Raw genomic sequence first — 25380 nt, 5'->3', positions numbered from 1 at the left:
CGAGAGTGCGAGAGTGCGAGAGTGCGAGAGTGCGAGAGTGCGAGAGTGCGAGAGTGCGAGAGTGCGAGAGTGCGAGAGTGCGAGAGTGCGAGAGTGCGAGAGTGCGTGAGTGCGTGAGTGCGTGAGTGCGCGGCGGCTGGTACGCGGGGCGCAGCACGCCGCGGCGGACTCGGGAGACGCGGAAAGGGGCCGCGGCGGCGGGCCGTGCGTGGTCCGAACCTTGCGCCCCCCGCGCGGCATGGCTGACTCTCCGCTTCCCAACGACAGACGCAGAGGGGCCCCGGACCGTCGCCGCGGCGGCGGCGCGCGGCCGAAGCTCGGCGCCGGACCCCTCCTCTTCGCCTTCCTCGCGCTCGTCGCCCTCATGCTGCTCTGGGGCGGCTCGCAGCGCTCGGGGCGCATGCTGTACAGCGAGCTCAAGGAGCGCATCGAGGCCGGGCAGGTCGAGCGCGTCAGCATCGGGCCCACCACCATCGTCGCCGTGCCCAGGGCGGCCATCCGCGACAGCTCGGGGGTGCGGCAGTGGAGCGCCACCCGCCCGCCCGCGCTCCCCGACGAGCAGCTGGTGGCGCTGCTGGAGCAGCAGAACGTCCGCTACGAGGGCGTCGAGGAGGGGCGCCTCTGGCAGCTCCTCATCTGGCTCTTCCCGCTGGCCATCCTGATCCTCTTCTGGACCCTGGTGATGCGGCGGATGAACCCCACGCAGGGCGTGCTCACCGTGGGGAAGAGCCGCGCGCGCATCGTGGGCGAGGAGGGCACCGGCGTCACCTTCGACGACGTGGCGGGGGTCGACGAGGCCCGGCAGGAGACGCAGGAGATCGTCGAGTTCCTCAAGAACCCCGAGAAGTTCGCCCGGCTGGGGGCCAAGATCCCCAAGGGCGTGCTCCTGGTGGGCCCGCCGGGGACGGGGAAGACGCTCCTGGCGCGCGCGGTGGCGGGCGAGGCGGGCGTCACCTTCTTCCAGCTCTCGGGCGCCGAGTTCGTGGAGATGTTCGTGGGCGTGGGCGCGGCGCGGGTGCGCGACCTGTTCGCCCAGGCCAAGGCGCAGGCGCCGTGCATCATCTTCATCGACGAGCTGGACGCGCTGGGCAAGGCCCGCACGCCGGGCGGGGTGCTGGGCGGCAACGACGAGCGCGAGCAGACGCTGAACCAGCTCCTGGTGGAGATGGACGGCTTCGACCCGCGCATCGCGGTGATCATCATGGCGGCCACCAACCGCCCCGAGATCCTGGACCCGGCGCTGCTCCGCCCCGGGCGCTTCGACCGGCAGATCCTGGTGGACCGGCCCGACGTGAAGGGGCGGCTCGCCATCCTCAAGATCCACTCGAAGGGGATCTCCCTGGCGCCCGAGGTGGAGCTGGAGCGGATCGCCCGGCGCACCCCCGGCTTCGTGGGCGCCGACCTGGCCAACCTGCTCAACGAGGCGGCGCTGCTGGCCGCGCGGCGCGACCAGCCGCACGTGACCATGCAGGAGGTCGACGACGCGGTGGACCGCATCGTGGCGGGGCTGGAGAAGAAGAACCGGCTGATCAACGAGAAGGAGCGCACCATCGTGGCCTACCACGAGGCGGGCCACGCGGTGGTGGCCGAGCGCGTCCCCACGGCCGACCCGGTGCACAAGATCTCCATCATCCCCCGCGGGGTGGCGGCGCTGGGGTACACGCAGCAGCTCCCCACCGAGGACCGCTACCTGCTCACCAAGCAGGAGCTGATGGACCGCATCGCGGTGCTCCTGGGCGGGCGGGTGGCCGAGGAGATCGTCTTCAACGAGATCTCCACGGGCGCCGGCAACGACCTGGAGCGGGTGACGGAGCTGGCGCGCAGCATGGTGATGGAGTACGGGATGAGCCGCGAGCTGGGCCCGGTGAACCTGTCGGGGCCCAGGCGGCTGCAGTTCCTGCAGGCCGACGGCGACCACACCGGCGGGCGCCAGTACTCGGAAGAGACGGCGCGCGAGATCGACAGCGAGGTGCGCGGCCTGATCGACGGCACCTACGAGCGGGTGCGCCGCATCCTCACCGACGACCGCGGGGTGCTGGAGGTGCTGGCCAAGCGGCTGCTGGAGAAGGAGGTGGTGGACGAGAGCGAGCTGCGCGAGATCATGCACCTGCCCCCGCGCAGGCACGAGCCCTCGGAGGACCGCGTGGTGGTGACGCCGCCGGTGAACGGCGCCATCGGCGACGAGGAGGCGAGGGCGGCGAGCTCGGCGGCGGATTGAGTGCGAAGTGGGAGGTGCGAAGTGCGCCGGCCCGGGACGACCCGACGTGACGACGAGGAGCCGCATGCAAGCGAACCAGGGGAAGGACCCGCGCTACCAGGAGAAGAGCCCGCACTCGGCCGCGGAGCAGGACCAGCCCGCCCCCGAGCGCCCGGTGCCGGCCGAGGAGCGCCGCCGCGAGGGCTCGCCCGAGAACAAGCCGTCGCAGGCGGAGGGCGAGCGGGACGGGGCCTGATCGCGCGATCCGGGACAACGTAAACCGGCGTCCGGCGCTCCCCTGGGGGCGCCGGGCGTTCTTGCGCGCCGCAGGCAGGCACTCGAATCCACCGCCCGTTGACGAGGGGCGACTTTCGTTTGGAGACGACATTGCGTGCGGGTCTCCGGCTGCCGTACATTGCGTGGTGCGGAATGGTTGGAGGCGCCGGCGAATGGCGCCGGTGTCCTGGACCCTCGCCACGGAGGTTCGTATGGTGATGCACCTGCGGAAGGCCCTCCTCGCGTCGGTGACGGCGCTCGCGCTGGGCTTCGGCGCGTCCCAGGCGCTCGCGGGCCCGCCACCCGCGACGGACTGAAAGGACTCGCTGTACTGCAGCGAGTTCAGCTGCAACTCCGACTGCCGCCGCCGTGGCTACTCGGGCGGCTTCTGCGGCGCCGTCTCCTGCAGCTGCTACTACTGAGCCGCATCGTCCAGGTGTGCCGATCGTCCTGGGTCCAGAGCTGCTGCACGTCGGGCTCATTGCGCCTTCCTCCGGAGGTGATCATGACACGTGTAGCCCGATCCATCCGCGCGGTGCTGTTCCCCTCGGCGGTGGCGGCGGTGCTGGCGTTCGGCGCCGCGCAGGCGCTCGCGGCGCCCACGCCGCAGCCCTCGGCCCGGGCGTGCCCCGGCGACTGCAGGAACGGCGGCTGCGACTGCGACGCCTACTGCGTGGAGATCGGCGGCACCGGGGGGTTCTGCAACGGCAGGTTCTGCCAGTGCTTCTTCCGCTGACCGTCTGATCCGGACCTGACCTGGTCCGCCGGGCCGGCCGCGAACGGACGCCGTTCGCGGCCGGCTCTTTCCCGGAGCTCGCGCGGTGGCGCGGGGAACAGGCCTACCTCCGCGCCCGCGCGTCTCAGCGCGGTCCCGCGGCCGGGAGGAAGCGCTCGACCAGCCCGGCGCCGCGTCCGGCGGCGCCGAGGTTGGCCTCGACGTAGGCGCGGGCGGCGTCTCCGCGGCGGCGGCGCTCTCCGGGGTGGACCAGGAGCGCGCGCAGCTCGCTCCCCGGCCACTCGCCCTCGGGGAGCGGGATCCCGCCGCCGGCCTCGACCAGCGCGGCGGCCTCGCGCGCGTTCTCGTGGCGCGGGCCGAAGAGCACGGGCGCGCCGAACGCCGCCGGCTCCAGCACCGAGTGCAGCCCCGCCGTCCCGTATCCCCCGCCCACGTAGGCGACGTCCGCGAGCGCGTACAGGTCGCCCAGCACGCCCACGCTGTCGACCACCACGACGTCGGGCGCAGGCGCGGGGCCGAGCGCCGACAGCCGCGCGTGGGAGAGGCCGAGCCGGTCCAGCAGCGCCTCGCCGTGCGCCAGGTGCGCGGGGGTGGGCTCGTGCGGGACCAGGACCAGCCGCAGCAGGAAGCCGTCGCCGCGCAGCCTGGCGAGGGCGGGGAGGAGGCGGCGCTCGTCTTCGGGCCAGGTGGAGCCGGCCACCAGGGTGACGCCGCCGAACCCGCCGAGCCGCGCCAGCACCGGCGACTCGGGGTCGACGGTGCGCGCGCGGCGCCACACCTGGTCGAAGCGCGCGTCGCCCATCACCGTGCGGCGCTCCGGGGCGACGCCCAGCGCGGCGAAGCGCTCCGCGTCGCCGGGCGAGATGGCGGCGACGGCGTCCAGGCGCCGGTAGGCGGGGGCCAGCAGCGCGCGCGCGGGGCCGCGGAGGCGCCCGGAGCCGGGCGGGAGCGTGGCGGAGAGCAGCAGCAGGCGCACGCCGCGCCGGGCGGCCTCGCGCGTGAGCACGGGCCACACGTCGTACTTGGAGAAGGCGATCACGTCCGGGCGCAGCGCGTCGAGGGCGCGCCGCACGTCGGCCGGGGCGTCGAGCGGGAGGTAGTCGGCGAAGTCGGCGGGGACGGTGCGGGCGAAGCGCTCGGCGGAGGGGGAGAAGAAGGTGTAGACCACCTGCGCGTCGGGCCGGCGGGCGCGGAAGCGCTCGACGACGGCCTTCGCCTGGTGGCCCTCGCCCACGCTGGGGGCGTGGAACCAGGCGAGCGGGCGAGACGGGTCGCGGTGCCCCTGCGCCCACGCCTCGATGCGCTCCAGCACGCCCCGCCGCCCGCGGATGCCGCGCGCGAGCTTGCCGTCGCCGCGCGCGAGCAGCGGGAGCACGGGGCGGGCGGCGCGCACCGCGGCGGCGTAGAGCGTTTCGGCGAGCGGCATGCGCGCCAAGGTACAGGGGCGGCTGAAGCCGCGGCAACAACCGTGGGAAGCCTCGCAAACCCCGCGAGGCTTCGACCGCACGAGACTCGCGTGAGGGATGCGCGCGCAGCCCGGCCCGGAGCGCAGCGGAGGGACACGCCCAGGACGGCAGTGCGAGGTGCGAAGTGCGAAGTGCGAATGCGGAGGGGCACGCCCGATCCGCATCCGTGTGGCTACCGGGACTTGAGGTCCAGCGCGTCGCTGATGGCGAGGAGGGCGATGATCGCGGCGATGCTGCCGGCGATCTCCAGGTACCGGCGCTCGCTGCTCTGCGATTCCTCGAGCAGCTCGGGCCAGCGGGTGCGCAGGTCGCCGCAGGCGACGCTGGTGTCGGCGACGGGCTGGACGGCCTGGTCGACGGCCAGGGTGTCGGCGCCGGCCCGGGCGCGGCGGTAGCGGCGGACGCAGTGGACGGCGGCGCGCTCGATCTCGCGGTCGGTGAACACGCCGCTCTGCCAGTCGGGGCCGCCCGCCACGATCGAGTCGGGGAGGACGCGGAAGGCGAGCGACGCGGCCCCCGGGGTGGTGGCGAGCGCGTGGTAGCAGCCGGGCTGGAGCGGCCGGGGCGCGACCACTTCGCGGAAGCCCGGCGGCGTCTGCCCGTAGGTGATGCGCAGCGGCGCCTGCGAGCGGGGCGGGCTGGCGCGCTCGATCTGCCACACCACGCTGCGGAGCTGGTGCGGCCGGCAACGCGCCACCGCGAACTCGCCGACCGAGAGGAGCGGCGTCTCGCCGAAGGAGGCCTCGAACACCGGCCGGTCCGGAGGAGAGCCCTCGTCCACCCGCAGCTTCATCGTGGGAAGCGTGTTCCTGGTGCACCAGCCCCCCAGCAGCGCCGGCACCAGCAGCAGGACCGCGAACTTGCGCATGCCGCGCCTCTCCGGATGATCGGACCGGTTCACCCTCGTCTTCGCCCGCTAAAGAACGCGCGAGGCGCCCGGACCGGACCGCGCGCCGCCCCGTGCGCTTCGGGCGGCTCCGGCGCGGCCGCGGAAAGCCCCCGCCCTGGCGCCTGGCGCGCCTGTCCCTCCCCCGAACTTCAGGGGAGGGACTTCGGCGCTGCGCGCGACGGCGGGGGCGGGCTCGGCGCGGGCGGGCAGGCCACCAGGCGGGGGTGAGTAGATTCTTCGGTCGCGCCCAGGCTTCGTCGCGGAGGCCGGGTCGGAGCGGGCGCTCCCTCAGAATGACACCGGGTGGGGTGAGCGTACTTACGTACTTACGTACTCACGTACCCACGCACTCACGCACTCACGCACTTCGCACTTCGCACTTCGCACCAGGATCGGTTATCATTCCCGCGCCATGAAGGACAAGATCGTCATCCGCGGGGCGCGGCAGCACAACCTCAAGAACCTGGACCTCGACCTCCCGCGGAGGGCGGTGGTCGTCGTCACCGGGCCCTCGGGCTCGGGGAAGTCTTCGCTCGCCTTCGATACCGTCTACGCCGAGGGGCAGCGGCGCTACGTCGAATCGCTCTCGACCTACGCCAAGCAGTTCCTCGACCGCATGGAGAAGCCCGACGTCGACCGCGTCGAAGGCATCTCTCCCGCGGTGGCCATCGAGCAGCGCAACCCCACCAAGACCAGCCGCTCCACCGTCGGCACCGCCACCGAGGTCTACGACTACCTGCGCCTCCTCTGGGCGCGGGTGGGCCGCACCTTCTGCCCCGGCCACCCCGACAGCCCCTGCGGCCGCGAGATCCGCCCCGACACCGTGCAGTCGGCCACCGACGCCGTGCTCGCCCTGCCGGCGGGGACGCGCGCCATGGTCTGCTTCCCCCTCCCGCTCTCGGCCAAGGTCACCCACGCGCTCGTCGTCGAGAACCTGCGCGCGCTCGGCTTCCTGCGCGTGCTGGCCGACGGGCGCGAGCTGCACCTGGACGAGCTGCCGGACGAGGCGGGCCTCGACCTGACGAAGGCGGGCGAGCTCCTCGTCGTCGTGGACCGCGTGCGCGTGGACCCGGACGACGGCGCGCGGGTGGCCGACTCGCTGCAGACGGCGTTCGCGGAAGGGGAGGGGGAGGCGGTGGTGGTCCCCGTGGGCGGCCCGCGGCTGCGCTTCACCGAGCGCTTCCGCTGCCCCGACCACCCGCAGATCGAGTTCGCCACGCCCTCGCCGCAGCTCTTCTCCTTCAACAACCCGTACGGGAGCTGCCCGGAGTGCACCGGCTTCGGCGCGGTGCTGCGCTTCGACGAGTCGCTGATCGTCTGCAACCCGGGGCGCTCGCTGCGCGAGGGGGCGGTGGACCCCTGGCGGATGCCGCGCTACGAGGGGCGCCGCAAGAAGCTCTTCGACTTCGCCAAGCGCGAGGGCGTCTCGGCCGACAAGCCGTGGAGCGAGCTGCCGGAGGACTTCCGCCGCAAGGTGCTGCACGGCGCGCGCGGCTTCCAGGGGCTCTACTCGTTCTTCGAGGACCTGGAGGAGAAGCGCTACAAGCAGTACGTGCGCGTCTTCATCCGCCAGTACCAGACGGCGCAGACCTGCCCGGTGTGCGACGGCGCCAAGCTGCGCCCCGAGGCGCTGCGGGTGCGCGTCTCCGGCCGCACCGTCGCCGAGGTGTCGCAGCTGCCGCTCACGCGGTTGCGCGCGTGGCTCGCGGCGCTGCGCGCGGACGGCGTGGCGGGGGGCGAGGACTGCCCGGCCACGCCGCTCAGTCCGCAGGAGCGCGGGATCGCCGAGCAGGTGCTCAAGGAGCTGGACGCGCGCGTGGGGTTCCTGGACGACGTGGGACTGGGGTACCTGACGCTCGACCGGCAGACGCGCACCCTCTCGGGCGGCGAGGCGCAGCGCATCACGCTGGCCAACTCGCTGGGGAGCCGGCTGGTGGACACGCTCTACGTGCTGGACGAGCCCACCATCGGCCTGCACCCGGCCGACAACGACCGCCTGCTGCGCCTGCTGGTGCGGCTGCGCGAGCACGGCAACACGGTCCTCGTCGTGGAGCACGATCCCGAGGCGATGCGGCTGGCCGACTGGCTGGTGGAGCTGGGCCCGGGGAGCGGCGAGCGCGGCGGCAGCCTGGTGTTCCAGGGGACGCTGGACGAGCTGCTCCGGGCCGACACGCTCACCGGGCGCTACCTGTCGGGGCGCGAGGAGATCCCGGTCCCCGCGCGCCGGCGGCACGTCACCGGCCCGCGGCTCAGGCTGGAGGGGGCGCGCGAGCACAACCTGCGCGGCGAGCGGGTGGAGATCCCGCTGGGGGTGCTGACGGTGGTGACCGGCGTGTCGGGGTCGGGGAAGAGCACGCTGGTGCACGACGTCCTCTACCGCGCCCTGGAGCGCGAGCTGTCGGGCGGCGAGACCAGCGCCAAGCGCCACCTGGGCGACGTGGTGGGCGCCTACGACCGGCTGACCGGGACGGGGCTGCTGCACGAGGTGGTGCTGGTGGACCAGAGCCCGATCGGGCGCACGCCGCGCTCCAACCCGGTCACCTACATCAAGGCGTGGGACGAGGTGCGGCGCATCTTCTCCTCGCTCCCCGAGGCCCGGAAGCGCGGCTTCGGGCCGGGGCACTTCTCGTTCAACGTGGCGGGCGGGCGCTGCGAGGCGTGCAAGGGCGAGGGGCAGGTGCAGGTGGAGATGGTGTTCATGGCCGACGTGTTCGTGCCCTGCGAGGTGTGCGGCGGCGCGCGCTTCAAGCCCGAGGTGCTGGAGGTGCGCTACCGCAAGGCCAGCGTGCGCGACGTGCTGGACATGACCATCGACGAGGCGATCCGCTTCTTCCTGCAGGAGGACCGCCTGGGGCAGCAGCTCTGGCACCTGCAGCAGGTGGGGCTGGGCTACCTGCGCCTGGGCCAGCCGGCGCCCACGCTCTCGGGCGGCGAGGCGCAGCGCATCAAGATCGCGCGCGAGCTGGCGCTGGGGGCGCGCCGGGGCGGCAACAAGCTCTATATCCTCGACGAGCCCACCACGGGCCTGCACCTGGACGACATCCGCAAGCTGCTGCGCGTGCTGGGACACCTGGTGGAGGCGGGGCACACGGTGCTCTTGATCGAGCACAACCTGGACGTGATCAAGACGGCCGACTGGGTGGTGGACCTGGGCCCCGGCGCCGGCCCCGAGGGCGGCCGCGTGGTGGCGATGGGCACCCCCGAGCAGGTGGCGCAGGTGCCGGGAAGCCTGACGGGGGGCTACCTGGCGCGCATCCTCCAGCCGTCGGTCGTGGCGGGGGTCGCGGGCGGCTGAAGCCGCGGCAACAACAGCAGAAAGCCTCGCAAACTGCGCGAGGCTTCAACCGCATCCCGCACCCGGGCCGAAGCGTAGAGTCCACCCTCTCCCCCGAAGCTGGGAGAGGGTGGTCGCATGAGGGGCCCTACCACATCTGGATCGTCGACAGCGCGATCAGCGTCTGCGCGGCGTAGTACGTGGCCAGCACCAGCGCGGGGGCGTGGCGGAACGGCCGGGCGAAGCGGTCGACGGCGAGCGCGGAGTCGGAGACGACGAACAGCGTCGCGCCCGCGGGGGCCGCCCACCCGTACCCGCGCAGGAGCTCGCCCACGAAGTCCGGCGCCCCGTACTCCCACGCCTGCCAGGCCATCGTCAGCAGCACCGCCGCGTAGACGATCACCGGCACCCGGAGCCGCCCGAGCCCGGGCCACAGCACGCGCAGCAGCACGAACCCCCACAGCAGCAGCGCGCCCACGATCAGCGGCGTGCGCCGCGAGACCGCGATGCCGAACGCGCCGATGTAGCACAGGTGCGCGAGGAGAAAGCTCGCCAGCCCCGCCACGAAGCGGTCCCGCGGCAGCATCAGGAACACGTCGCCCGCCAGCGAGAACAGGAGCCCCGCCACGACGAAGAACTGGTACCAGGGGTAGACGCTGTTCCCCTCGAACAGCGCCAGCCCCAGCACCAGCAGGGTGGTGAGCGGCTTGAAGACGTACACCCCCGTCCGCCACCCCCGCGCCTCCGCGGTGATCGTGAGCAGCGCGGAGGCCAGGATGGCGGCGCACCAGTACAGCGGGCGCTCGGGATGGACGACGACGGCGTAGTCCACGGCGGGCTCGGCGGCGAGGCGGGGCGGGGAAGGCGCGGCCGCTGCACGATGACGGGCCGCAGGGCCGTGCGCAACGGCTTCGCCGAGGCCGCCGGACGGGTGTGCGCGGCCGATCCGCCTGGACGGCCCTGGTCACGGGTGATGTTGCGAGAGCTCGCGGAAGCGTCGGCGCATCAGTTTGTCCTGCCCGGTTCACCACCGGCGCGCCATTCGTTACGTTTCGCTGACCACCGGCCGTTTCCCACCCCCTCTGCGACGGAGGAAACAATGAAGGACACCACCGTCAAGCGTCCGCGCACGCCGCTCTCGCCGGACTCGCTGATCGTCCAGACCTTCGAGGTGACCCCGAAGATCGCGGTTCCGGAGAGCGAGTACGCCTCCATCAACCTCACCTGCGCCGTCAACACGCAGTGGGTGTGCGGCACCGGCAAGCTGGCCTGCCCCGCCTGCTGACGAGCCCGCTTCCCGCACGATGAAGGCGCAGGACGTGCGACGGCCCCGCCGGTCTCCCCGGCGGGGCCGTCGCGCGCGCGTCGTGCGGCGCCCGGATGGTTACGGGTAGTCGTCGTACCGGTCCTCGATCCTGTACCAGAAGGTGTAGACCCAGCGCCGGCCGTTCGCTTCCAGCGGCAGCCGCAGCGCCACGCGCCGGTCCGTCGGGTCGTACTCGTGCGGGAGGATCTGCACCGCCTGGTGCACCTCGCCCTCCGGGGTCTGCATCCGTACCATGGGGATGGCGCCGTCGCGGTGCTCGGCGCCCGCGGCCACCACCACGGGGGGCGGGTTGTGCTCGCGGCGGCGGAAGTCCCTCCCCGCGCGCATCACCCGGTGCTCGGTGCCCAGCGCGTCCACGAACTGCGCGTCGTTCCACACGATGGTGAGCGGCGCGCCCGTCTTGTTCAGCAGCCGGAAGCGGATGCCGGCGGTCCTGGCCCGGGTGCGGAAGCGGATCAACTCGTCCTCGAACACGAAGACGCCCGAGTCCGGCTCGCCGATCGCGGTGGCCGCGCCGCCGGCCGCTCCCGCCTGCGGCGCGCGCTCCACCGCCACCAGGCGGGTGCGGAAGTACATCCCCTCGCGCCGCGGCTGCCACCAGCACCCCGCGAGCGCCAGCGCCAGCACGGCCGGGGCAATCACGTATTTCCTGAGCATTGTGGACCTCACGGCAACGAAGCGCCTCGGACGGGGAATCCCCCTCCATGATACGATGCTGCTCCCGCGCCGCCACCGGCAAGCGCCGCGCCGCACCGGAAACGCAAGAACGGGAGGCGCCCGGTCCGCGCCTCCCGTCCCTGATCCGGATCGATGCCGCCGCGGCGAAGCCGTCACATCGGCAGCAGCTCCGCGAAGTCGAATTCGTCCGCTTCCGCGCACGACCGGCGGTACCGCTCGCTGCGCACGGGAATCCCCTGCTCGTAGATCGTGATCGTCACCTTCTGCGTGATCGTGCTCCGGCAGCCGGATCCGCGGCGGTACGAGGCCAGCCCGCGCTCGAGCCGCGCGACCTGGGCCGGGTCCAGCACGCCCGACCGGGTACCCCGCCGCGCCAGGTCCTCGACGGACGACGAGTAGCGCAGCCTGCCTTCGGGCTGGGGCGTGAGGGAGATCGATGCCCGCATGCTGTGGAAGCAGCTGGTCGATTCGTACGCCACGTGCATCCGCTGCCCCGGCTCGAGCACGGTGGGGCCCGTCCGCCCCGGCTCCAGCACGGCGGGGCCGCCCGTTTCGACCGGGCGGGCGCCGCGCGCCGCCAGCGCGTTCAGCGCCAGCGCCGCCGCGAGCACGGCCAGCGGCTCCAGGTGAACCGGCCGCACCCGCGCCAGCGCGCCGCGCAGCCGCCGTGCGAAGAACCCCATGCTCCACCTCCCGCGAGCGGATCGACGTCCCGGTCCGTTGGACCCCCGCGCGGCGGGCCGGGTTGCCCGGTGCGGGGGATGAACGCCCGGGGACCGCCTCTTCGGTCACGCCCCCAGCCACGGCCGACCGGGCCTCAGCAGGCCTGTCCGGCGACGAACCAGCAGCGGGTGACGGGCGAATTCTTGAAGAAGCCGAGCAGCATCGTCCCCACCTTGCGCTCGCCGGACTGCGCCGGGTGGGTTCCGTCGCCCTCGAAGTCGCTCGTGACCCAGCGCAGCCCGTCGGAGCGCGCCGTGGCGCCGTTCGCCCAGGGGTACGGGCCCCAGGCGATCCACGCCGCCCGGCCGCCGGTGTAGCTCAGGTCGCCCGCGCGCGGATCGACCCCGCCGCCGCGCATCTGCCGGATCTGCGCCTCCACCAGCCATTTGGCCGCGAAGCCCGACTCGTACGCGTACGGCTCCGGGTTCAGGTTCGTGGTGGCGTACCCCGCGTAGATGCGGCTGCTGACGAAGACCTGCTGCAGGTTCGGGTAGCGCGCCTTGAGCGCGCGGGCGATCTCGCCCATGTCGGTCTCCAGCGCGTACGCGTCGGCGCCCGCATCGGGGAGCGAGACGGAGGGCCGCGCGTGCGCCACCTTCATCCACACCACCTGCACCTGCCGCTCGCCGAGGCCCTGGCGCGCCAGCACGCTGTCGCGGATGCGGTCGTAGTTGGGGTCCGCGGGCGAGTCCCACGCCTCGGCCACCTGCCCGCCCCGCGCTCCATTGGCGATGGCCAGCGTGGCGTGGTTCACCGCCGGGTCGGCCGCCGCCTGCCCGCCGAACGTCCACGCGTCGCACGGCGGGTTGCCGCCTGCCGAGCAGAACTCCTGCGTGGTGTTCGACATCCCGATGGAGAGCAGCACGTACTTCCCCGCGGCGCTCGGGGCGCCGCTCAAGTCCAGCGGCCGGATGCGCCGCGCGGCCGCCAGCCCGGCGTCGCGGTGGTCGGCGGGCGGCGCGCTGCTCCCGCCCGGGTAGAGCCCGCCCTGGAACCCCAGGTACGTCCCCGTCCCCAGGTCGTTGATCGGCACCATCGTCCCCGCCGGCTCGACCCCGGCGGGCGGCGGATCCGTCTCCGCCGCGTCGCTCACCGAGCCGCAGCCCGGGAGTGAGAGCGCGAGCAGGAGGGGGAGGACGGAAGCGGCTCGTCGTGCGAACATGCTACGGCTCCAGCAGGGGGATGGGAACTGATAACAGCTTCCGGGCCGGATGTCACGGACGCAGCGAGCCCGCCCCGGAGAGCGCTCCGAGCGGGCTCGATTCTCCCTCCGTCCCCACCTGATCAGGTCTCACACGGAGTCAACGGAGTCAACAGAGAAAAACCCCCTTCGACTCCGTTAACTCCGTTGACTCCGTGTGATGCTTTTCAGTTTGCTTGCAGAGCCGGCTACTGTACCGGCCCCAGCACCTCCGCCGCGCGGCCGAACTGGGCCACGGCCTGCCGCACCTGCTCGTCGAGGACGGCGTCGACGCGGTAGTAGCCCGCCTCGCCCCACCAGCTCGCGCTGCAGGCGGGCGTCCACCTCGGCGCCCGCGGGCACCTGCCGCCCCTGGCGTCCGGCGAAGGCGCGGAAGTCGGCCAGCGCGCCCGCCGGCAGGCTGGGGCTCGCCGCCAGCGCCTCGGGCGTCGTGAAGGCCGCCGCGTTCGCCGTCAGGTACGCCGCCACCCAGCGGGTGACCACGTCGTCCTCGTACAGGCGCGCCAGCCACACCGGCGCCGGCTCCGTCTCCTGCAGCACCACGTCGGGGTAGATCCCGCCGCCGCCGTACACGGTGCGCCCGCGGTCGGTGCGGCACGAGGGGCGCCCCACCGTGTCGCGCGCGGCGTGGGCCAGGCGGTAGTACTCGGTCGAGCGCACCTCGCGGTACTGGCGCTGCACCACCCGGCCGCAGGACGTCTTCACGTGCCCCACCACCAGCACGATCACCGAGCCGTCCGTCATCGGGAAGCCCTGCATCAGCAGCGACTTGCCGAAGGTGGGCCGTCCCACCACCAGCGCGCGGTCGTGGTCCTGCAGCGCCCCGGCCACCAGCTCCGAGGCGCTCGCCGTCCCCTCGTTCACCATCACCACCACGGGGTAGCGGCGCTCGCCGGGGGAGAAGAGCGAGCGGCGCACCCGCACCGTCTCGCTGAGCTCCGGCTTGCGCCCCTCGGAGCTGTAGACCACCGCCCCGCCGGGGAGGAAGACGCCGGCCACCTGCGCGGCCTGGTCCACCCGGCCGCCGCCGTTGTCGCGCAGGTCCAGCACCAGGCGCTGCATCCCGCCGCGCTCCAGCGCCTTGAGCGCGTCGTGCAGGTCGTCGGCCGTCCTGTCGTTGGCGAAGGTGGTCACGCGGATGTAGCCCGTCCGGGCGTCCAGCAGGAACGCGGCGGGGACGGCGGTGCCCTCCTCCACCCGCTCGCGGCGCACCGGGCGGTCGAGCTCCACCCGGCTGCCGTCGCCGCGCTCGCGCTCGAAGCGCAGGCCGACCGTGGAGCCGCGCGGGCCGGCGAGGGCCACCTCCAGCTCCAGGGGGCTCTCGGCCCGCACCGGCTGGCCGTCCGCCGCCACCAGCACGTCGCCGGGGAGGATGTCCTGCCGCGCCGCGGCCGAGCCCGGCGCCACGCTGGCCACCACCGGCGAGCCGCCCACGTAGCGGAAGTCGATCGGCACCGGGAAGAGGCGTCCGGCCTCGTACTCGCGCAGCTTCTCGGGCGCGAGCCGCGCGGCGCGGATCACGTAGCTGTGCGGGTCGGCCGCGCGGATCATCCCCTCCACCGCCGCCATGAACAGCTCGTGCGTGTCCATCGAGTCGGGGTGGTTCACGCGGATCTGGTTGAGGACCTGGCTGAACATCTGCAGGTCCTCGTACGCCGTGCGCGGGCGCAGCGGCCCCTGCTGCGCGGCTGCCGGCGCGGCCGCGAGCAGGAGCGCCAGGGCGCCGGCGAGGCTCTTCCGGAGGCTCATCGCCATGCTCGCCCCGCGGGTCACCGGGCGGCGGCCAGCGCGCTGACGCGGGCCTCGGCGGCCGGGCGCTGCGGGTGGTCGCGGGTGGCGTGGGCCAGGAAGGCGCGGTAGTGCTCCAGCGCCTCGGGGAGCCCGCTGGCGTCGTGCAGGCGCGCCAGCGCCAGGTACGGCTCGGCGAAGTACGGCTCCACCGCCACCGCCCGCTTGAGCGCGGCGTCCGCCTCCTGGGCCTTCCCGGCCATGGCCAGGATCAGCCCGTGCTCGTACTGCACCACGCCGTCGTCCTTCGCCACCTCGGCCGCCAGCGCCATCTCGCTCACCGCGGCCGCCGTGTCGCCCGCGGCCAGCGCCAGCCAGGCGAGCCGCTGGTGCGCCGGGTAGTACGAGAGGTCCTCGGTGAGGGCGCGCCCGTATGCCTCGCGGGCGGCGGCCGTGTTCCCCGCCTTCTCGTGCACGGCGCCGATGCTCTGCTCCAGCAGCGCCTTCGACTCGTAGACGAACACCACGTCGCGCTGGTCCTCGGCGCGCATCTCCTGGATGGCGGCCGCGAAGTGCTCCAGCGACCTGTCGTTGTTCCCCGACAGGAAGTGCAGGCGGCCGAGGTCGGTGCGCCAGCGCGCCTTCTCGTCGCGGCGGGCGCGGCGCAGCTCGCGCTCGTACTGCTCGATGGCCGCCGGGTAGCGCCCCTCGCTGTAGGCGTACCAGGCGCGCATGTAGGGGTCGGCGCGGCTGTCCATCAACCAGGTCTGCACCACGTGGTGGGCCAGCGCCATGTTCCCGCTCCCGCCCCCGCGCGACATCTCCTGGTTGACCGAGTGGATCAGCCACTGGGTGATGAGGATGCGGTCGAACTTCCCCACCAGGAACGGGTCGATGGTGAGCGCCCGCAGGTGCAGCGAGTCGATGGCCATCACCTCGGGGTTGCGGACGGTGCCGCGCACGCGGTCCATGTAGCGCACCAGCCGGCTGGGGTCCGCCAGGTGCAGGGCCACGCGGCGCGCGTACAGCGCGTCGGCCCAGCGCGGGTTGAGGCGGTACGCCCAGTAGAACGCGGCGGCGGCCCGGGCGGGGTCGCGCTCCAGGTTCTGGCTCCCCCAGATGTAGTAGGTGGCGGCGCTGTTGGTGTCGGCGCTGGCGAAGAGCGCCGGGCGTGGCGGCACGTCGTGCACGCGGACGCGCTGCGCCGCGAGCGGGTGCGCCGCCGCCGTGAGGGCGAGGCCGAGGATCAGGGCACGCATGGGGATGCTCTCGTGAGGGGCCGGCGCGCGTCCAGGGCGGCCGGGCGTGGCTGAAGGAGCTGGATGATGGCGGTGCGGAAACGAAAACGGAGGCACGCGCGGGGGACTATCGGCGGCCGCGCGGAAACATACGGCGCGGCACCCGGGACACAATTTGGGGCCAATCCTGGATTTCCGCAAGACAGCGGAAGGGGACTTCCCACGCGATCTCGCGCACGCCTGCCCCGGTGGGTCCGTTCGACTCCGTCTGCACGATCATTGTCCCCAAGCAAACGGCGTTCCCCGCGTGCCGCTCGCGGGGAACATCTCCCGATCCGATTGTCAGAGAAGGGCTTATGTCATGAGGAGATTGCTCTTGACCGTGGATCGACGTGCGATTAATGGGACATTTATGGCGCAGCCTCCCGAGGCACGCAGGTCTCACCGCGTGCTTCCCTTCTTCGACCCACGACTCCGGCGCAGCCGATGTCCGGGAAAACGGCAGGTCTCACGCAGAGAAGCAGAGTCAGCAGAGGAACCCCTCCGCCGACTCCGCCGACTCCGCGTGCGGAAAGTCTTTGCCGAACCCGGTGGCTCACAGGTAGCTCAGCCACCACTCCTTGCGCCGCTGCCGCACTCCCGCGAACCAGCGGCAGAGGGGGTAGAGCAGGAGCACGCCCAGGAGCCAGAGCAGGTAGACGACGCCCAGGCTGAAGCCCACGCCCTGGGGCGGGTTCGCGGCGTTGGTGAAGGGGTCGCGGAAGTGGTGCGCGATCGTCTGACCGGCGACGAGCCCGGCGGCGATCCCGAGCCCGTGCGCGGCGATCCACTGCAGGACGTAGAAGAAGAGCGGCACCCGCCCGAAGGTCACCAGCGCGCGCCCCAGCCAGCCGCGCTCCGGGCGCTCGAACCAGGCGAGCGCCATGAGCGCCGGGCCCAGCGTCATCAGCAGGAAGAGGAGCGAGGGCGGGTACTTGACGGTGTTCAGGAACGAGAGGACGGTGAAGGCCGCGTTCTTCTGCACGCTCCACCCGTTCGGGTCGCCGTAGACGTCGAGCAGGCGCAGGGCCACGAACGCCGCGGTGAGCCCCGCCCCCAGCCGCAGCAGGAAGCGCCGGCGCCGCTCCCGCTCCCAGGTGTAGACCGCGCCCAGCGCGTAGCCCGCCGCCATCACCCCGATCCACGGCAGCACCGGGTATAGCACCAGCACCGGCCGGCCGAAGGCCACGATGAACCCCTGCTGGTGCAGCACCATCCAGAGCGCCTGGAGCGCCCCCGGGGCGGGAGAGCCCGGCCCGGCCCAGGGCGTGACGCGCACGGGGTCCAGCAGGTTGTGCAGCGCGACGATCGCCACCCCGATCGCCGCCACCCAGCGCACCGGCAGGTGGACGAGCGCGGCGAGCACGACCATCCCCAGGCCCAGGGCGAAGATCACCTGCATGAAGCCGGGGAACGCCGCGTAGTCCAGGTTGAGCACCACCACGAAGCGGACCAGGGTGAACTCCAGCAGCATCAGCCAGAGCCCGCGCGTCACCAGGAAGCGCGACAGCTCGGCCTTGCCCGTCCCGCGCGCGCCGCGCAGGAACACCCCGGTGCCGGCCAGCAGCACGAACACCGGCGCGCAGAAGTGCGTGATCCAGCGCGTGAGGAAGAGCGCGACCGTGGTGCGCTCGAGGTTGCTGGGGTCGAAGAGGAAGGCGACGCGGCTGTTGAAGTCGCGCGTGTGGTCCAGCAGCATGATCACCATCACCAGCCCGCGGAGCAGGTCCACGGAGTCGATGCGCGCCCGGGCGGCGGGCGCCTGCGCGCCGGCCACGTGGACGGAGGGGATCTCGCTGGTGACGGTCGACATCGGCGGTCGTGGGCGGGGCGTGGGCTCACCGGAAGGTCGAGGCAATGCTACGTCGCCGGCCCCGGCCCGTCCAGCACTTCGCACCGGGAACACTGGGCGGCGGCGGGGCCACGGATGTTTTCCCGCCGTATGGAAGTTGTAAGGGAGTCGCGAGGACGGCTTCAACCGCAGGGGACAGGGAACAGGGTACAGGGGACAGCCGGCGAACAACCCTCGGGCGCCGGGGAGAGGGCCTCCGCGCTTGTCATCCGCCGCGGTCCCGCGCACATTCGTTCGTCCCCGCCGAGCCCGACCTTCCGCCGATCCGCCCCGTGACGAATCCCGCGCCCTCCACCTCCGCCCCGGCGGCCGACGCGCCCGCGCCTCCCTCCCGCCCCTCGCTGGTGCGCGGGCTCACGCTGTTGGGGACGGTGGCGCTCGTGGTCGGCAACATGGTGGGGACCTCGGTCTACACGCTCCCCGCGTCGCTCGCCCAGACCACGGGGCCGCTCGGCGTGGCGGCGTGGGCGCTCACCGCCGCGGGGTACCTGTTCGTGGCGCTCGTCTACGCCAGCCTGGGCACGCGCTACCCGCTCACCGGCGGGCCGTACGTGTACGCGCGCGAGGCGTTCGGCGAGTTCGCCGGCTTCCAGGCGGTGTGGGCGTACTGGTTCAGCGCCGTAATCGGCAACGCGGGGATCGCCACCGGCGTGGTGGGCTACGCGGTAGGCTTCTCGCCGCGGCTGGCGGAGAGCACGCTGCTGCAGTTCCTGCTGGCGCAGGCGCTGCTCTGGGGCCTCTGCCTGGTGAACGTGCTGGGCGTGCGGCAGGGCGCGCGCGTGCAGATCGCCGTGATGTTCACCGCCTCGGTGCCGATGCTGCTCGTCTCGCTGGCGATGCTGCCCAGCGTGCGCCTGGCGCACTTCACCCCTTTCGCCCCGCACGGCTGGGGCTCGCTGGCGGCGGGGGCGGCGCTGGTGGTGTGGGCGTACTCGGGCGTCGAGTCGGCCACGGTGCCGGCCGAGGAGGTGCAGCGCCCCGAGCGCACCATCCGCCGCGGGACGATGCTGGGCTACGCGCTGGCCACCCTCATCTTCCTGGTGGCCGCCGTCGCGGTGACCGGCGCGATGCCCACGGCCGACGTCGCGTCGTCCGCCCGCCCGGTGGCGATGGCGGCCGAGCGCACGCTGGGACCGTGGGCGGGCGCCGTGATCGGCGTGGTGGCGATCGTGGCGGGGATCGGCACGCTGAACGGGTGGATCCTGATGGCCGGCCGCATCCCGCTCACCGCCGCGCGCGACGGGATCTTCTTCCGCGGGCTGGGCCGCGTGCACCCGCGCTTCGGCACCCCGCACGTGGGGCTGATCGTCGGGACGGCCGTCGCCAGCGCCATGCTGCTGCTCTACTTCCAGAAAACGCTGCTGGGCGTCTTCAACTTCATCGTGCTGCTGGCGGTGCTCACGACGCTGATCCCGCACCTCTACGCCGCCGCCGCCGAGCTGATGCTGGCCCGCCGCGACCCGGCGCGCTACACCCCGCGCGAGCGGCGCCGCGCGCACCTGGTGGCTCCCGTCGCCTTCGTGTTCGTGATGTACACGGTCTACGGGGTGGGGCCGCAGGTGGCGCTGTGGGGCTTCCTGGTGCTGCTGGCGGGGATGCCACTCTACATCTGGTTCGCCACGCGGGGGGCGGCGTCCGGCGAGGGGGCCACAGGGTTGGGGAAGGGCGGCTGAAGCCGCGGCAACAACGCAGAAAGCCTCGCAAACCCCGCGAGGCTTCAACGGCAACTCCCCGCGAGCCGATTCGGTCCGGGCGGAGAGTTCGGAGCCGCTCCAGGGCGTGAATCGTGCGGCGTCGCCCGTCGCTCACCCGATCCAGCCTCACCTGTAGAATGAGGAGGAAGTATGCGCACGACCGCCATCCTGCGCCGGGGATTGTTCGCCGCCGGGCTCGCGGCGACGCTGGGGTTCGGGGCCGTCCAGGCGCTCGCCTCGCCCGCCCGCGCGGACGCCGGCTTCCGCGGCTGCACGCAGGACTCCTGCGAGAAGAAGTGCCAGACGCAGTACGGGGTTTCCGGCTTCTGCGAGGGCCGCGGCTGCCGCTGTTTCATCTGACTCGAGGACGGGACGAGAACCGGGCCGGCGCGGGGATTCCGCGCCGGCCCGGCTCCTACTTTCGCACTCTCGCACTTTCGCACTTCTGTTCCTCACGGCCTCTCGATCGGCAGCCGCACCGAGTTCCCCCACTCGGTCCACGAGCCGTCGTAGTTGCGCACCCTGGGCCAGCCGAGCAGGTAGGTGAGCGCGAACCAGGTGTGCGACGAGCGCTCGCCGATGCGGCAGTAGGCGATGGTCTCCTCGTCGGGCCTGAGCCCGAGCTGGTCCTCGTACAGCTCGCGCAGCTCGTCGGCGCTCCGGAACTCGCCGGTGTCGGGGTTCACGGCGCGCGCCCAGGGCATGCTCTTCGCCCCCGGGATGTGGCCGCCGCGCACCGCGCCCTCCTGCGGGTACTCGGGCATGTGCAGCTTCTCGCCGCGGAACTCCTCGGGCGAGCGCACGTCCACCAGCTGCCCGCGGCGCTGCACGTGCTCCAGCACCTCCTCGCGGAAGGCGCGGATCTTCGCGTCGTCGCGCTCCGGCACCGGGTAGTCGGCGGGCGGATGGCTGGGGACGTCGGTGGTCAGCGGGCGCCCCTCGTCCTCCCACTTCTTCCGCCCGCCGTCCATCACCTTCACCCGGTCGTGCCCGAACAGGCGGAACACCCAGAGCGCGTAGGTGGCCCACCAGTTGTTCTTGTCGCCGTAGAAGACCACGGTGGTGTCCGGCCCGATCCCCTTCTCGCGCATGAGCCGCGCGAAGTGCTCGGCGTCCAGGTAGTCGCGCTGGAGCGGGTGCTGCAGGTCGGTGTGCCAGTCGATCTTCACCGCGCCGGGGACGTGCCCCACGTCGTACAGCAGCACGTCCTCGTCGCTCTCGGCGATGCGCACGCCCGGGTCGTCCAGGTGCCGCGCGACCCACTCGGTGGAGACCAGCGCGTCGGGGTGCGCGTACCCGCGCTCCTCGATCGGCTTCTGCCCGGTGACGGTGGCCATGGTGCCCTCCCCTCTGGTCTGTACGGCCCCACGCCCGGCGCGGAAGCCGCCTGAGAGACGAAAAAAGCCCGGGACGCGGAGGCGTTCCGGGTGGTGCGCGGGGCCCGAAGCTCCCCGTCCGTCCCGCGCGTCAGCCGCGCGCGGCGCGCATCCCCGCGCCCCCCGCCCGGGAGCGGAGGCAGGTACACGAAGCGCGGGCGCGGCGTACGCGGCTCATGGCGACATGCTATCCGGACCGCCCCGTCCCTGTCAAGAATGATTATTGATTTCCGTCGAACTCGCTCCTGCTACGGTTCGCCGCCGATCCTAATCCCGTCCGAGCTGCCCAGCGCTCCGCGCGAAGATGCCCGAAGCCTCGCCCGCCGCGGTCCCGCGTCACGCGAGATCGGCGGCCGGCGAGGCTTCCCGTGGTTCCAGGTCGCGGGTCGACCCGCATTCCCGCATGCGCATTTCCGTCCATCCGACAACCGCCCAGCCGCTACGGCGCGATCGGGTCCCGGTGGTGCGGGGACCACCCCATCTCCGGCTCGGCGGCCGGCTCCTCCTCGGGGGCGCGCGGGGCCTCGGCGGTGTGGTGGACCAGCACGGGCACGCGCGTGTCGTGCACCACGCTCTCCACCACGCTGGGGGTGAAGAGGTGCGCCGCGCCGCCCAGCCCGTGCGTCTCCATGGCGACCAGGTCCACGCCGCCCTCCGCGCGCTCCACGTACTCCACGATCCCCGTGGCCGCGTCGCCCGAGGCCACCACGTCGGCGTCGACCTCCAGCCCGCGCTGGCGCAGCTTGTCGGCCACGCCGTCCAGGTAGCGCAGCGCCTCCTCGCGCCGGCTCTCGAGCTGGAACTCGTTCACGTGGCCCTCGCTGCCCAGCAGCGTGTACCCCATTTCCACCGGCGGCGCCACCACTTCCAGCAGCGTGTAGCGCGCGCCGAACACGCGGCCCAGCTCCACCGCGTGGTCCAGCACCCGCTCGTTGTACGCCTTGCCCCCCAGCGGCAGCAGCACGCGCCCGAAGCCCGCCTCGCGCTCGATCTCGGCCGGGCGGTCGGGTGCGTGCACCATCAGGAGCGGCACGCTCAGGTGGCGGGTGAGGTAGGCGGCCACCCCGTGGTGCCAGAGCCGGCTCACGCCGGTGCGGGCGTGCGTGCTGAGCGCCACCAGGTCCACGTCGGCTTCCATCGCCTGCTCGGCCAGGGTGCGCGCGATGGGGCCGTCCAGCACCTGCGCGTCCACGGGGACGCCGGCCAGGCGCGAGATGCGCTCCATCACCTCCCGCAGGTACCCCTGCTCGCGCTGCACCACCACGTCGCGCAAGCTGGCGCCCCATTGCGGCAGCGCCCCCAGCGCGCTCCACGAGCCCTCGGGGACGTGCACGTGCACCAGGTGCAGCTTCGCCCCCGTCCTCCGCGCGATGGCCAGGGCGGGGGGGAGCGCGTGCTCGCCGAAGTAGGTTCCGTCCAGGGGGACCAGGATCGAGCGGTACATGCGCACCTCCTTGCGGACGGTGGAACCTGCGGGCCGGGAGCCGGAAGACGAATGCGAGCCCCCCGCGTCTGGAGCTCAGACGTGCGGAAGGCTCGCGTGGTGCGTCGGACGGATCGTCATGGCCGCCTGGCCGTGGCCCGGGCGGCGACGCAGGGCGTCCGGGCCGGCCTGGCGCGGACGCCGCGTCGTCACGGGGCGCGCGGCGGAAAACGCGCGTATCCCCGTGCCCCGCAATGTAAAGCGCCCGCCGCGCAGGTCAACCGGCCGGGAACCCGGCTTTCCGCGCCGGAGGCCGGTCCCGCGCGGAACCAGCCTGCGCAGGCAGGCTTCTCGCCGTTGTAGCCGCGGGGCCGCGGGTTCGCCCGCCCGGCGCGGGGGCCGCGTGGAACCGCCGGTCCGACCTTCTCGACGGTCTTTCAGGATGACGGCGCCGGGGGATTCGGAGTCGAGCCCGGGCTTCCTCCGGCCTCGGCGTCGGCCTGGCGGACGGCGCGCTCGGCGGCCGCGAAGCCGATGCGCGAGTGGGTGCCGTCGCAGAAGGGCTTCCTCGTCGATCCGCCGCAGCGGCAGAGCGATACCGGCTTCCCCGGCGTCACCGGGTACTCGGTGCCGTCCGCGTCGATGATGCGCACCGGCCCCTCCACGCGGTACGGCCCGTTCTCGCGCACCGTGATCGTCACCTGCGGCTGCGTTTCCGGCTGCGGCTGCCCGTCCGACATCTCCACCTCCGAGTGCGAAAGTGCGAAAGTGCGAGAGTGCGAAAGTACGCGCCTCGCGTCCCCCAAGCACTTGGCACTAAGCACTTAGGACTAAGGACTTCAAGCGCCCTTCCCCACTCACGCACTTCAGATGCCGAGCGCCCCCGCCATCCACACCACCCCGAGCGCCGCGCTGCCGAGCGCCGTCGCCGCGCGCAGCGTGCCGCCCAGCGCGCGGACGCGGCTGCCGGCGTGGTGGAAGACCAGGCCGGCGACCACCGCGTAGAGGCCCATCGCCAGCGTGGTGCCCACGCCGAAGAGGAGCAGGTACGCGCCCGCGCCCCACGGCGAGTGCGCCGTCGCCACGGGGAGGATCGCCACCAGCGGCGCCGTCCCCGCCAGCCCGTGCGCCACGCCCACCCACAGGCTGCCGTGCCGGTGCTGGTGCCCGTGCGCGTGGCCGGGGCCGTCCGCCAGGCGGTGCGCGCGCTCGTGCAGCACGCTCCACAGCAGCCACAGGCCCAGGCCCAGCAGCATCGTCCCCACCCCGAACTCCAGCCCGCGCGCCAGGCCGTCCGGCAGCCGCACGCCCAGCGCGATCAGCGCCGAGCCCGCCACGAAGATGGCCGCCGAGTGCCCCATCCCCCAGCGCAGCCCGAACCCCACCGCCTCCAGCGGCCGGGGCCGGCGCGACACGAAGGTGGTGACGGCGGCCATGTGGTCGGCCTCGAGCGCGTGCGCGAAGCCGGCGACCAGCGCGGTCAGGAGCGGGAGGGTCTGCATGGGTCGCGGGAGAGAGGCCGGACGAAAGCGCGCGCGGGCGGAACGCCAGGTCCCGTCCGCGCGTGCAGGAGTCTACCCTCGCCGCCGGGGAGCGTCAATCACCGCCCGCCGCGGGTCACCGGACGGTGAACGTCATCGTGAAGCGGAAGCGCGTGTCGTAGGCGGTGTCGTCGAGCCGGGCGGGGAGGAAGCGCAGGCTGCGGGCGATCGTCTCCACGTAGGGGTCGATGGCGGCGTCGCCCGTGGGCTGCTCCACCTCGGCGTAGCTCACGGCGCCCTCGCGGCTCACCACCAGGCGCACCACCGCGCGCTTCGACACGGGCGCGCTCAGCCTGCCGGCGTCGGGGTGGCGCCGCAGCACGCGCTGCATCAGGTCGCTCAGGGTGTCGCGGTTGGCGAGCACGGGCGGGCAGTGGCGCCGCCCGGGAGCGAGCGCCGGGTAGTCGCCGTCGATGCGCACCAGCGCCTGGTACGCCTTCCCCGCCGGGAGCGTGGCGAGGTACTCGGCGACGGAGCGCGTGGCGGCGTCCACCACCGGCTGCGGGTAGTTGGCGTCGATGAAGATCACCTTCCCCTGGCGCTCGGCGTTCACGTCCACCAGCAGCAGCCCCGCCGGCGCGGCGATCCCGTTCGCCCGCCCGATGCTGTCCAGCCGCGCCCGCAGCTCGCGCCGCTCCTGGACCTGCTTCGGCGTGGGCACCACGGCGGTGTCGGGCACCACGCTGCACGGCTGCTCCGGCCGCTCCCGTGCGAGCTGGGCGCGGGCGGCGGAAGGGATCACGGCCGGGACGAGCGCGGCGGCGAAGGCCACGGGGAAAGCACTGCGGAAGCGCATGGTCGGAAGATGCAAAAGAGTTGCACGAGAGGCGGGGAAAGCACTGGAGGATTTCAATTTATGAAAATTTGGCCCGAACGGTAGCCCCTTCGGTCAGCGCTCCTTGCGGCGGACGTGGATGACCTTCTCGATCTCGGCGTGGACGGCGCCCCCGGCGTCCGCGAGCTCGATACGGTAGGTGCGGTCGACGGCCCGCTCGGTCTCCAGCGCCGCGCGGATGGCGTCGAGCTCGGCCTGGTCGAGCACGAAGCGGGCGTGCAGGGTGGTGCGCCCCGGGCGGCGGAAGCGGATAGAGGCCGACTTGTCCCAGACGACGTAGCCGGGCCCCAGGTTCTGGATGAGCATCACCATGTAGACGGGGTCCACCGCGCCGTACATGCTCCCGCCGAAGATGGTGCCCACGTAGTTGCGCGTGCGCCAGCTGAGCGGCAGGCGGATGCGGATCTCCCGCCAGTCGTGGGCGATGTAGGTGATGCGCGCCCCCGTCCCCCGGTACGCCGGGAAGAAGTTGAACCCCACGCGGGCGATCCGCGTCCTGAGCGATTCGGGCATGAGAGTGGTGGATGTCGATCGTCCGGAATCCTCAGAACGTCATTCCGAGGGAGCGCCGCGCCGAAGCCGCGTCCGCACGAGCGCCCGGCGCGACCGAGGAATCTACTCGACGCGGCGGGTGGCCGGCCCTCACGCGAGGAACCCTGCGCGTGGATCGGTGACGGCGCGGCCGCGGATCTCGTCCGGGCGGTTGATGCTGATTGACGATCTGCTTCGGTATTCGCGATCGAAATTTCCCGTAGGGGCGAGGCATGCCTCGCCCGGATGGCCGAAGGCCATCACGCGGCGACATGCCCGGCCCGCTTCGACGAACTTTGACGTTGCAACTGGCAGCGGGCGAGGCATGCCTCGCCCCTACGAGCCCGATTACCGGA

General features: G+C 73.0%; 22 protein-coding genes. 7 read left to right on the top strand and 15 right to left on the bottom strand.

Annotation, left to right across the window (positions count from 1 at the left end; all coding sequences use genetic code 11):
* Positions 1 to 238 precede the first annotated feature (238 nt).
* The 3 genes from ftsH to VF746_12915 all read left to right on the top strand — a co-directional run bounded on the left by ftsH (position 239) and on the right by VF746_12915 (position 3209).
* A complete protein-coding gene (gene ftsH, locus VF746_12925; protein ID HEX8693322.1) occupies positions 239 to 2218 on the top strand; it encodes an ATP-dependent zinc metalloprotease FtsH in 1980 nt (659 codons plus the stop codon).
* Positions 2219 to 2282: 64 nt separating this feature from the next.
* Positions 2283 to 2453, top strand: coding sequence for a hypothetical protein (locus tag VF746_12920; GenBank protein ID HEX8693321.1), 171 nt, complete (start codon positions 2283 to 2285; stop codon positions 2451 to 2453).
* A gap of 525 nt (positions 2454 to 2978) precedes the next feature.
* Positions 2979 to 3209, top strand: a complete 231-nt coding sequence (locus tag VF746_12915; protein ID HEX8693320.1) for a hypothetical protein — start codon at positions 2979 to 2981, stop codon at positions 3207 to 3209.
* A 124-nt stretch (positions 3210 to 3333) separates the two neighbouring features.
* Here VF746_12915 and VF746_12910 read toward each other — a convergent pair whose 3' ends face one another.
* On the bottom strand, positions 3334 to 4635 hold the full coding sequence (locus tag VF746_12910; protein ID HEX8693319.1) for a glycosyltransferase N-terminal domain-containing protein: 1302 nt from the start codon (positions 4633 to 4635) through the stop codon (positions 3334 to 3336).
* 212 nt (positions 4636 to 4847) lie between these two features.
* The gene (locus VF746_12905) at positions 4848 to 5543 is read right to left on the bottom strand and encodes a hypothetical protein (GenBank protein HEX8693318.1); all 696 of its coding nucleotides are present in this window, start codon (positions 5541 to 5543) and stop codon (positions 4848 to 4850) included.
* A 433-nt stretch (positions 5544 to 5976) separates the two neighbouring features.
* Here VF746_12905 and uvrA point away from each other — a divergent pair, with 433 nt between their 5' ends.
* On the top strand, positions 5977 to 8859 hold the full coding sequence (gene uvrA / locus VF746_12900) for an excinuclease ABC subunit UvrA (protein HEX8693317.1): 2883 nt from the start codon (positions 5977 to 5979) through the stop codon (positions 8857 to 8859).
* A 127-nt stretch (positions 8860 to 8986) separates the two neighbouring features.
* On the opposite strand, the gene VF746_12895 is transcribed toward uvrA, so the two are convergent.
* Complete coding sequence (locus tag VF746_12895) at positions 8987 to 9670, bottom strand: lysoplasmalogenase (GenBank protein ID HEX8693316.1); 684 nt, start codon at positions 9668 to 9670, stop codon at positions 8987 to 8989.
* 267 nt (positions 9671 to 9937) lie between these two features.
* Here VF746_12895 and VF746_12890 point away from each other — a divergent pair, with 267 nt between their 5' ends.
* Positions 9938 to 10123, top strand: coding sequence for a hypothetical protein (locus tag VF746_12890; GenBank protein HEX8693315.1), 186 nt, complete (start codon positions 9938 to 9940; stop codon positions 10121 to 10123).
* Positions 10124 to 10222: 99 nt separating this feature from the next.
* Here VF746_12890 and VF746_12885 read toward each other — a convergent pair whose 3' ends face one another.
* From VF746_12885 to VF746_12860, 6 genes are all read right to left on the bottom strand, one after another.
* Positions 10223 to 10822: a hypothetical protein gene (locus tag VF746_12885; GenBank protein HEX8693314.1), complete on the bottom strand. Its 600-nt coding sequence runs from the start codon at positions 10820 to 10822 to the stop codon at positions 10223 to 10225.
* Positions 10823 to 10995: 173 nt separating this feature from the next.
* A complete protein-coding gene (locus VF746_12880) occupies positions 10996 to 11526 on the bottom strand; it encodes a hypothetical protein (protein HEX8693313.1) in 531 nt (176 codons plus the stop codon).
* Between the two features lie 134 nt (positions 11527 to 11660).
* Positions 11661 to 12728, bottom strand: coding sequence for a hypothetical protein (locus tag VF746_12875; GenBank protein ID HEX8693312.1), 1068 nt, complete (start codon positions 12726 to 12728; stop codon positions 11661 to 11663).
* A gap of 177 nt (positions 12729 to 12905) precedes the next feature.
* Positions 12906 to 14516 carry a S41 family peptidase gene (locus VF746_12870; GenBank protein ID HEX8693311.1) on the bottom strand — a complete coding sequence of 537 codons (1611 nt, stop codon included), beginning with the start codon at positions 14514 to 14516 and terminating at the stop codon, positions 12906 to 12908.
* Between the two features lie 20 nt (positions 14517 to 14536).
* Complete coding sequence (locus VF746_12865; GenBank protein HEX8693310.1) at positions 14537 to 15754, bottom strand: hypothetical protein; 1218 nt, start codon at positions 15752 to 15754, stop codon at positions 14537 to 14539.
* Positions 15755 to 16328: 574 nt separating this feature from the next.
* Positions 16329 to 17585, bottom strand: a complete 1257-nt coding sequence (locus tag VF746_12860) for a heparan-alpha-glucosaminide N-acetyltransferase domain-containing protein (GenBank protein HEX8693309.1) — start codon at positions 17583 to 17585, stop codon at positions 16329 to 16331.
* A 311-nt stretch (positions 17586 to 17896) separates the two neighbouring features.
* Between VF746_12860 and VF746_12855 the strand changes: the two genes are divergently transcribed.
* Both VF746_12855 and VF746_12850 read left to right on the top strand, forming a co-directional pair.
* Entirely contained in the window at positions 17897 to 19297 is a 1401-nt protein-coding gene (locus VF746_12855) for an amino acid permease (protein HEX8693308.1), read from the top strand.
* A gap of 171 nt (positions 19298 to 19468) precedes the next feature.
* The gene (locus tag VF746_12850) at positions 19469 to 19678 is read left to right on the top strand and encodes a hypothetical protein (protein HEX8693307.1); all 210 of its coding nucleotides are present in this window, start codon (positions 19469 to 19471) and stop codon (positions 19676 to 19678) included.
* A 92-nt stretch (positions 19679 to 19770) separates the two neighbouring features.
* Here VF746_12850 and VF746_12845 read toward each other — a convergent pair whose 3' ends face one another.
* From VF746_12845 to VF746_12820, 6 genes are all read right to left on the bottom strand, one after another.
* Entirely contained in the window at positions 19771 to 20655 is an 885-nt protein-coding gene (locus VF746_12845) for a sulfurtransferase (protein HEX8693306.1), read from the bottom strand.
* A gap of 478 nt (positions 20656 to 21133) precedes the next feature.
* Entirely contained in the window at positions 21134 to 22138 is a 1005-nt protein-coding gene (locus tag VF746_12840; GenBank protein ID HEX8693305.1) for a universal stress protein, read from the bottom strand.
* A gap of 416 nt (positions 22139 to 22554) precedes the next feature.
* Entirely contained in the window at positions 22555 to 22857 is a 303-nt protein-coding gene (locus VF746_12835) for a CDGSH iron-sulfur domain-containing protein (GenBank protein ID HEX8693304.1), read from the bottom strand.
* Positions 22858 to 22983: 126 nt separating this feature from the next.
* Positions 22984 to 23619 (bottom strand): sulfite exporter TauE/SafE family protein, encoded by a 636-nt coding sequence (locus tag VF746_12830; protein HEX8693303.1) that lies wholly within the window; start codon positions 23617 to 23619, stop codon positions 22984 to 22986.
* A 115-nt stretch (positions 23620 to 23734) separates the two neighbouring features.
* Complete coding sequence (locus tag VF746_12825) at positions 23735 to 24454, bottom strand: energy transducer TonB (GenBank protein HEX8693302.1); 720 nt, start codon at positions 24452 to 24454, stop codon at positions 23735 to 23737.
* 93 nt (positions 24455 to 24547) lie between these two features.
* Positions 24548 to 25006 carry a DUF4442 domain-containing protein gene (locus VF746_12820; protein ID HEX8693301.1) on the bottom strand — a complete coding sequence of 153 codons (459 nt, stop codon included), beginning with the start codon at positions 25004 to 25006 and terminating at the stop codon, positions 24548 to 24550.
* Positions 25007 to 25380: the final 374 nt, after the last annotated feature.

It is taken from the genome of Longimicrobium sp., assembly GCA_036389795.1.
Lineage (GTDB): Bacteria > Gemmatimonadota > Gemmatimonadetes > Longimicrobiales > Longimicrobiaceae > Longimicrobium.
Note: the sequence above shows the minus strand (reverse complement) of the source record. Positions and strands in the feature narration are given on the sequence as shown.

Bases quoted from the DNA above. Each gene is read 5' to 3' on its own strand.
- VF746_12915 (HEX8693320.1), top strand. From the start codon at position 2,979: ATGACACGTGTAGCCCGATCCATCCGCGCGGTGCTGTTCCCCTCGGCG.
- VF746_12820 (HEX8693301.1), bottom strand. From the start codon at position 25,006: ATGCCCGAATCGCTCAGGACGCGGATCGCCCGCGTGGGGTTCAACTTC.
- uvrA (HEX8693317.1), top strand. From the start codon at position 5,977: ATGAAGGACAAGATCGTCATCCGCGGGGCGCGGCAGCACAACCTCAAG.
- VF746_12910 (HEX8693319.1), bottom strand. From the start codon at position 4,635: ATGCCGCTCGCCGAAACGCTCTACGCCGCCGCGGTGCGCGCCGCCCGC.
- VF746_12920 (HEX8693321.1), top strand. From the start codon at position 2,283: ATGCAAGCGAACCAGGGGAAGGACCCGCGCTACCAGGAGAAGAGCCCG.
- VF746_12840 (HEX8693305.1), bottom strand. From the start codon at position 22,138: ATGTACCGCTCGATCCTGGTCCCCCTGGACGGAACCTACTTCGGCGAG.
- VF746_12835 (HEX8693304.1), bottom strand. From the start codon at position 22,857: ATGTCGGACGGGCAGCCGCAGCCGGAAACGCAGCCGCAGGTGACGATC.
- VF746_12875 (HEX8693312.1), bottom strand. From the start codon at position 12,728: ATGTTCGCACGACGAGCCGCTTCCGTCCTCCCCCTCCTGCTCGCGCTC.
- VF746_12850 (HEX8693307.1), top strand. From the start codon at position 19,469: ATGCGCACGACCGCCATCCTGCGCCGGGGATTGTTCGCCGCCGGGCTC.
- VF746_12885 (HEX8693314.1), bottom strand. From the start codon at position 10,822: ATGCTCAGGAAATACGTGATTGCCCCGGCCGTGCTGGCGCTGGCGCTC.
- VF746_12865 (HEX8693310.1), bottom strand. From the start codon at position 15,754: ATGCGTGCCCTGATCCTCGGCCTCGCCCTCACGGCGGCGGCGCACCCG.
- VF746_12830 (HEX8693303.1), bottom strand. From the start codon at position 23,619: ATGCAGACCCTCCCGCTCCTGACCGCGCTGGTCGCCGGCTTCGCGCAC.
- ftsH (HEX8693322.1), top strand. From the start codon at position 239: ATGGCTGACTCTCCGCTTCCCAACGACAGACGCAGAGGGGCCCCGGAC.
- VF746_12825 (HEX8693302.1), bottom strand. From the start codon at position 24,454: ATGCGCTTCCGCAGTGCTTTCCCCGTGGCCTTCGCCGCCGCGCTCGTC.
- VF746_12905 (HEX8693318.1), bottom strand. From the start codon at position 5,543: ATGCGCAAGTTCGCGGTCCTGCTGCTGGTGCCGGCGCTGCTGGGGGGC.
- VF746_12845 (HEX8693306.1), bottom strand. From the start codon at position 20,655: ATGGCCACCGTCACCGGGCAGAAGCCGATCGAGGAGCGCGGGTACGCG.
- VF746_12890 (HEX8693315.1), top strand. From the start codon at position 9,938: ATGAAGGACACCACCGTCAAGCGTCCGCGCACGCCGCTCTCGCCGGAC.
- VF746_12880 (HEX8693313.1), bottom strand. From the start codon at position 11,526: ATGGGGTTCTTCGCACGGCGGCTGCGCGGCGCGCTGGCGCGGGTGCGG.
- VF746_12870 (HEX8693311.1), bottom strand. From the start codon at position 14,516: ATGAGCCTCCGGAAGAGCCTCGCCGGCGCCCTGGCGCTCCTGCTCGCG.
- VF746_12860 (HEX8693309.1), bottom strand. From the start codon at position 17,585: ATGTCGACCGTCACCAGCGAGATCCCCTCCGTCCACGTGGCCGGCGCG.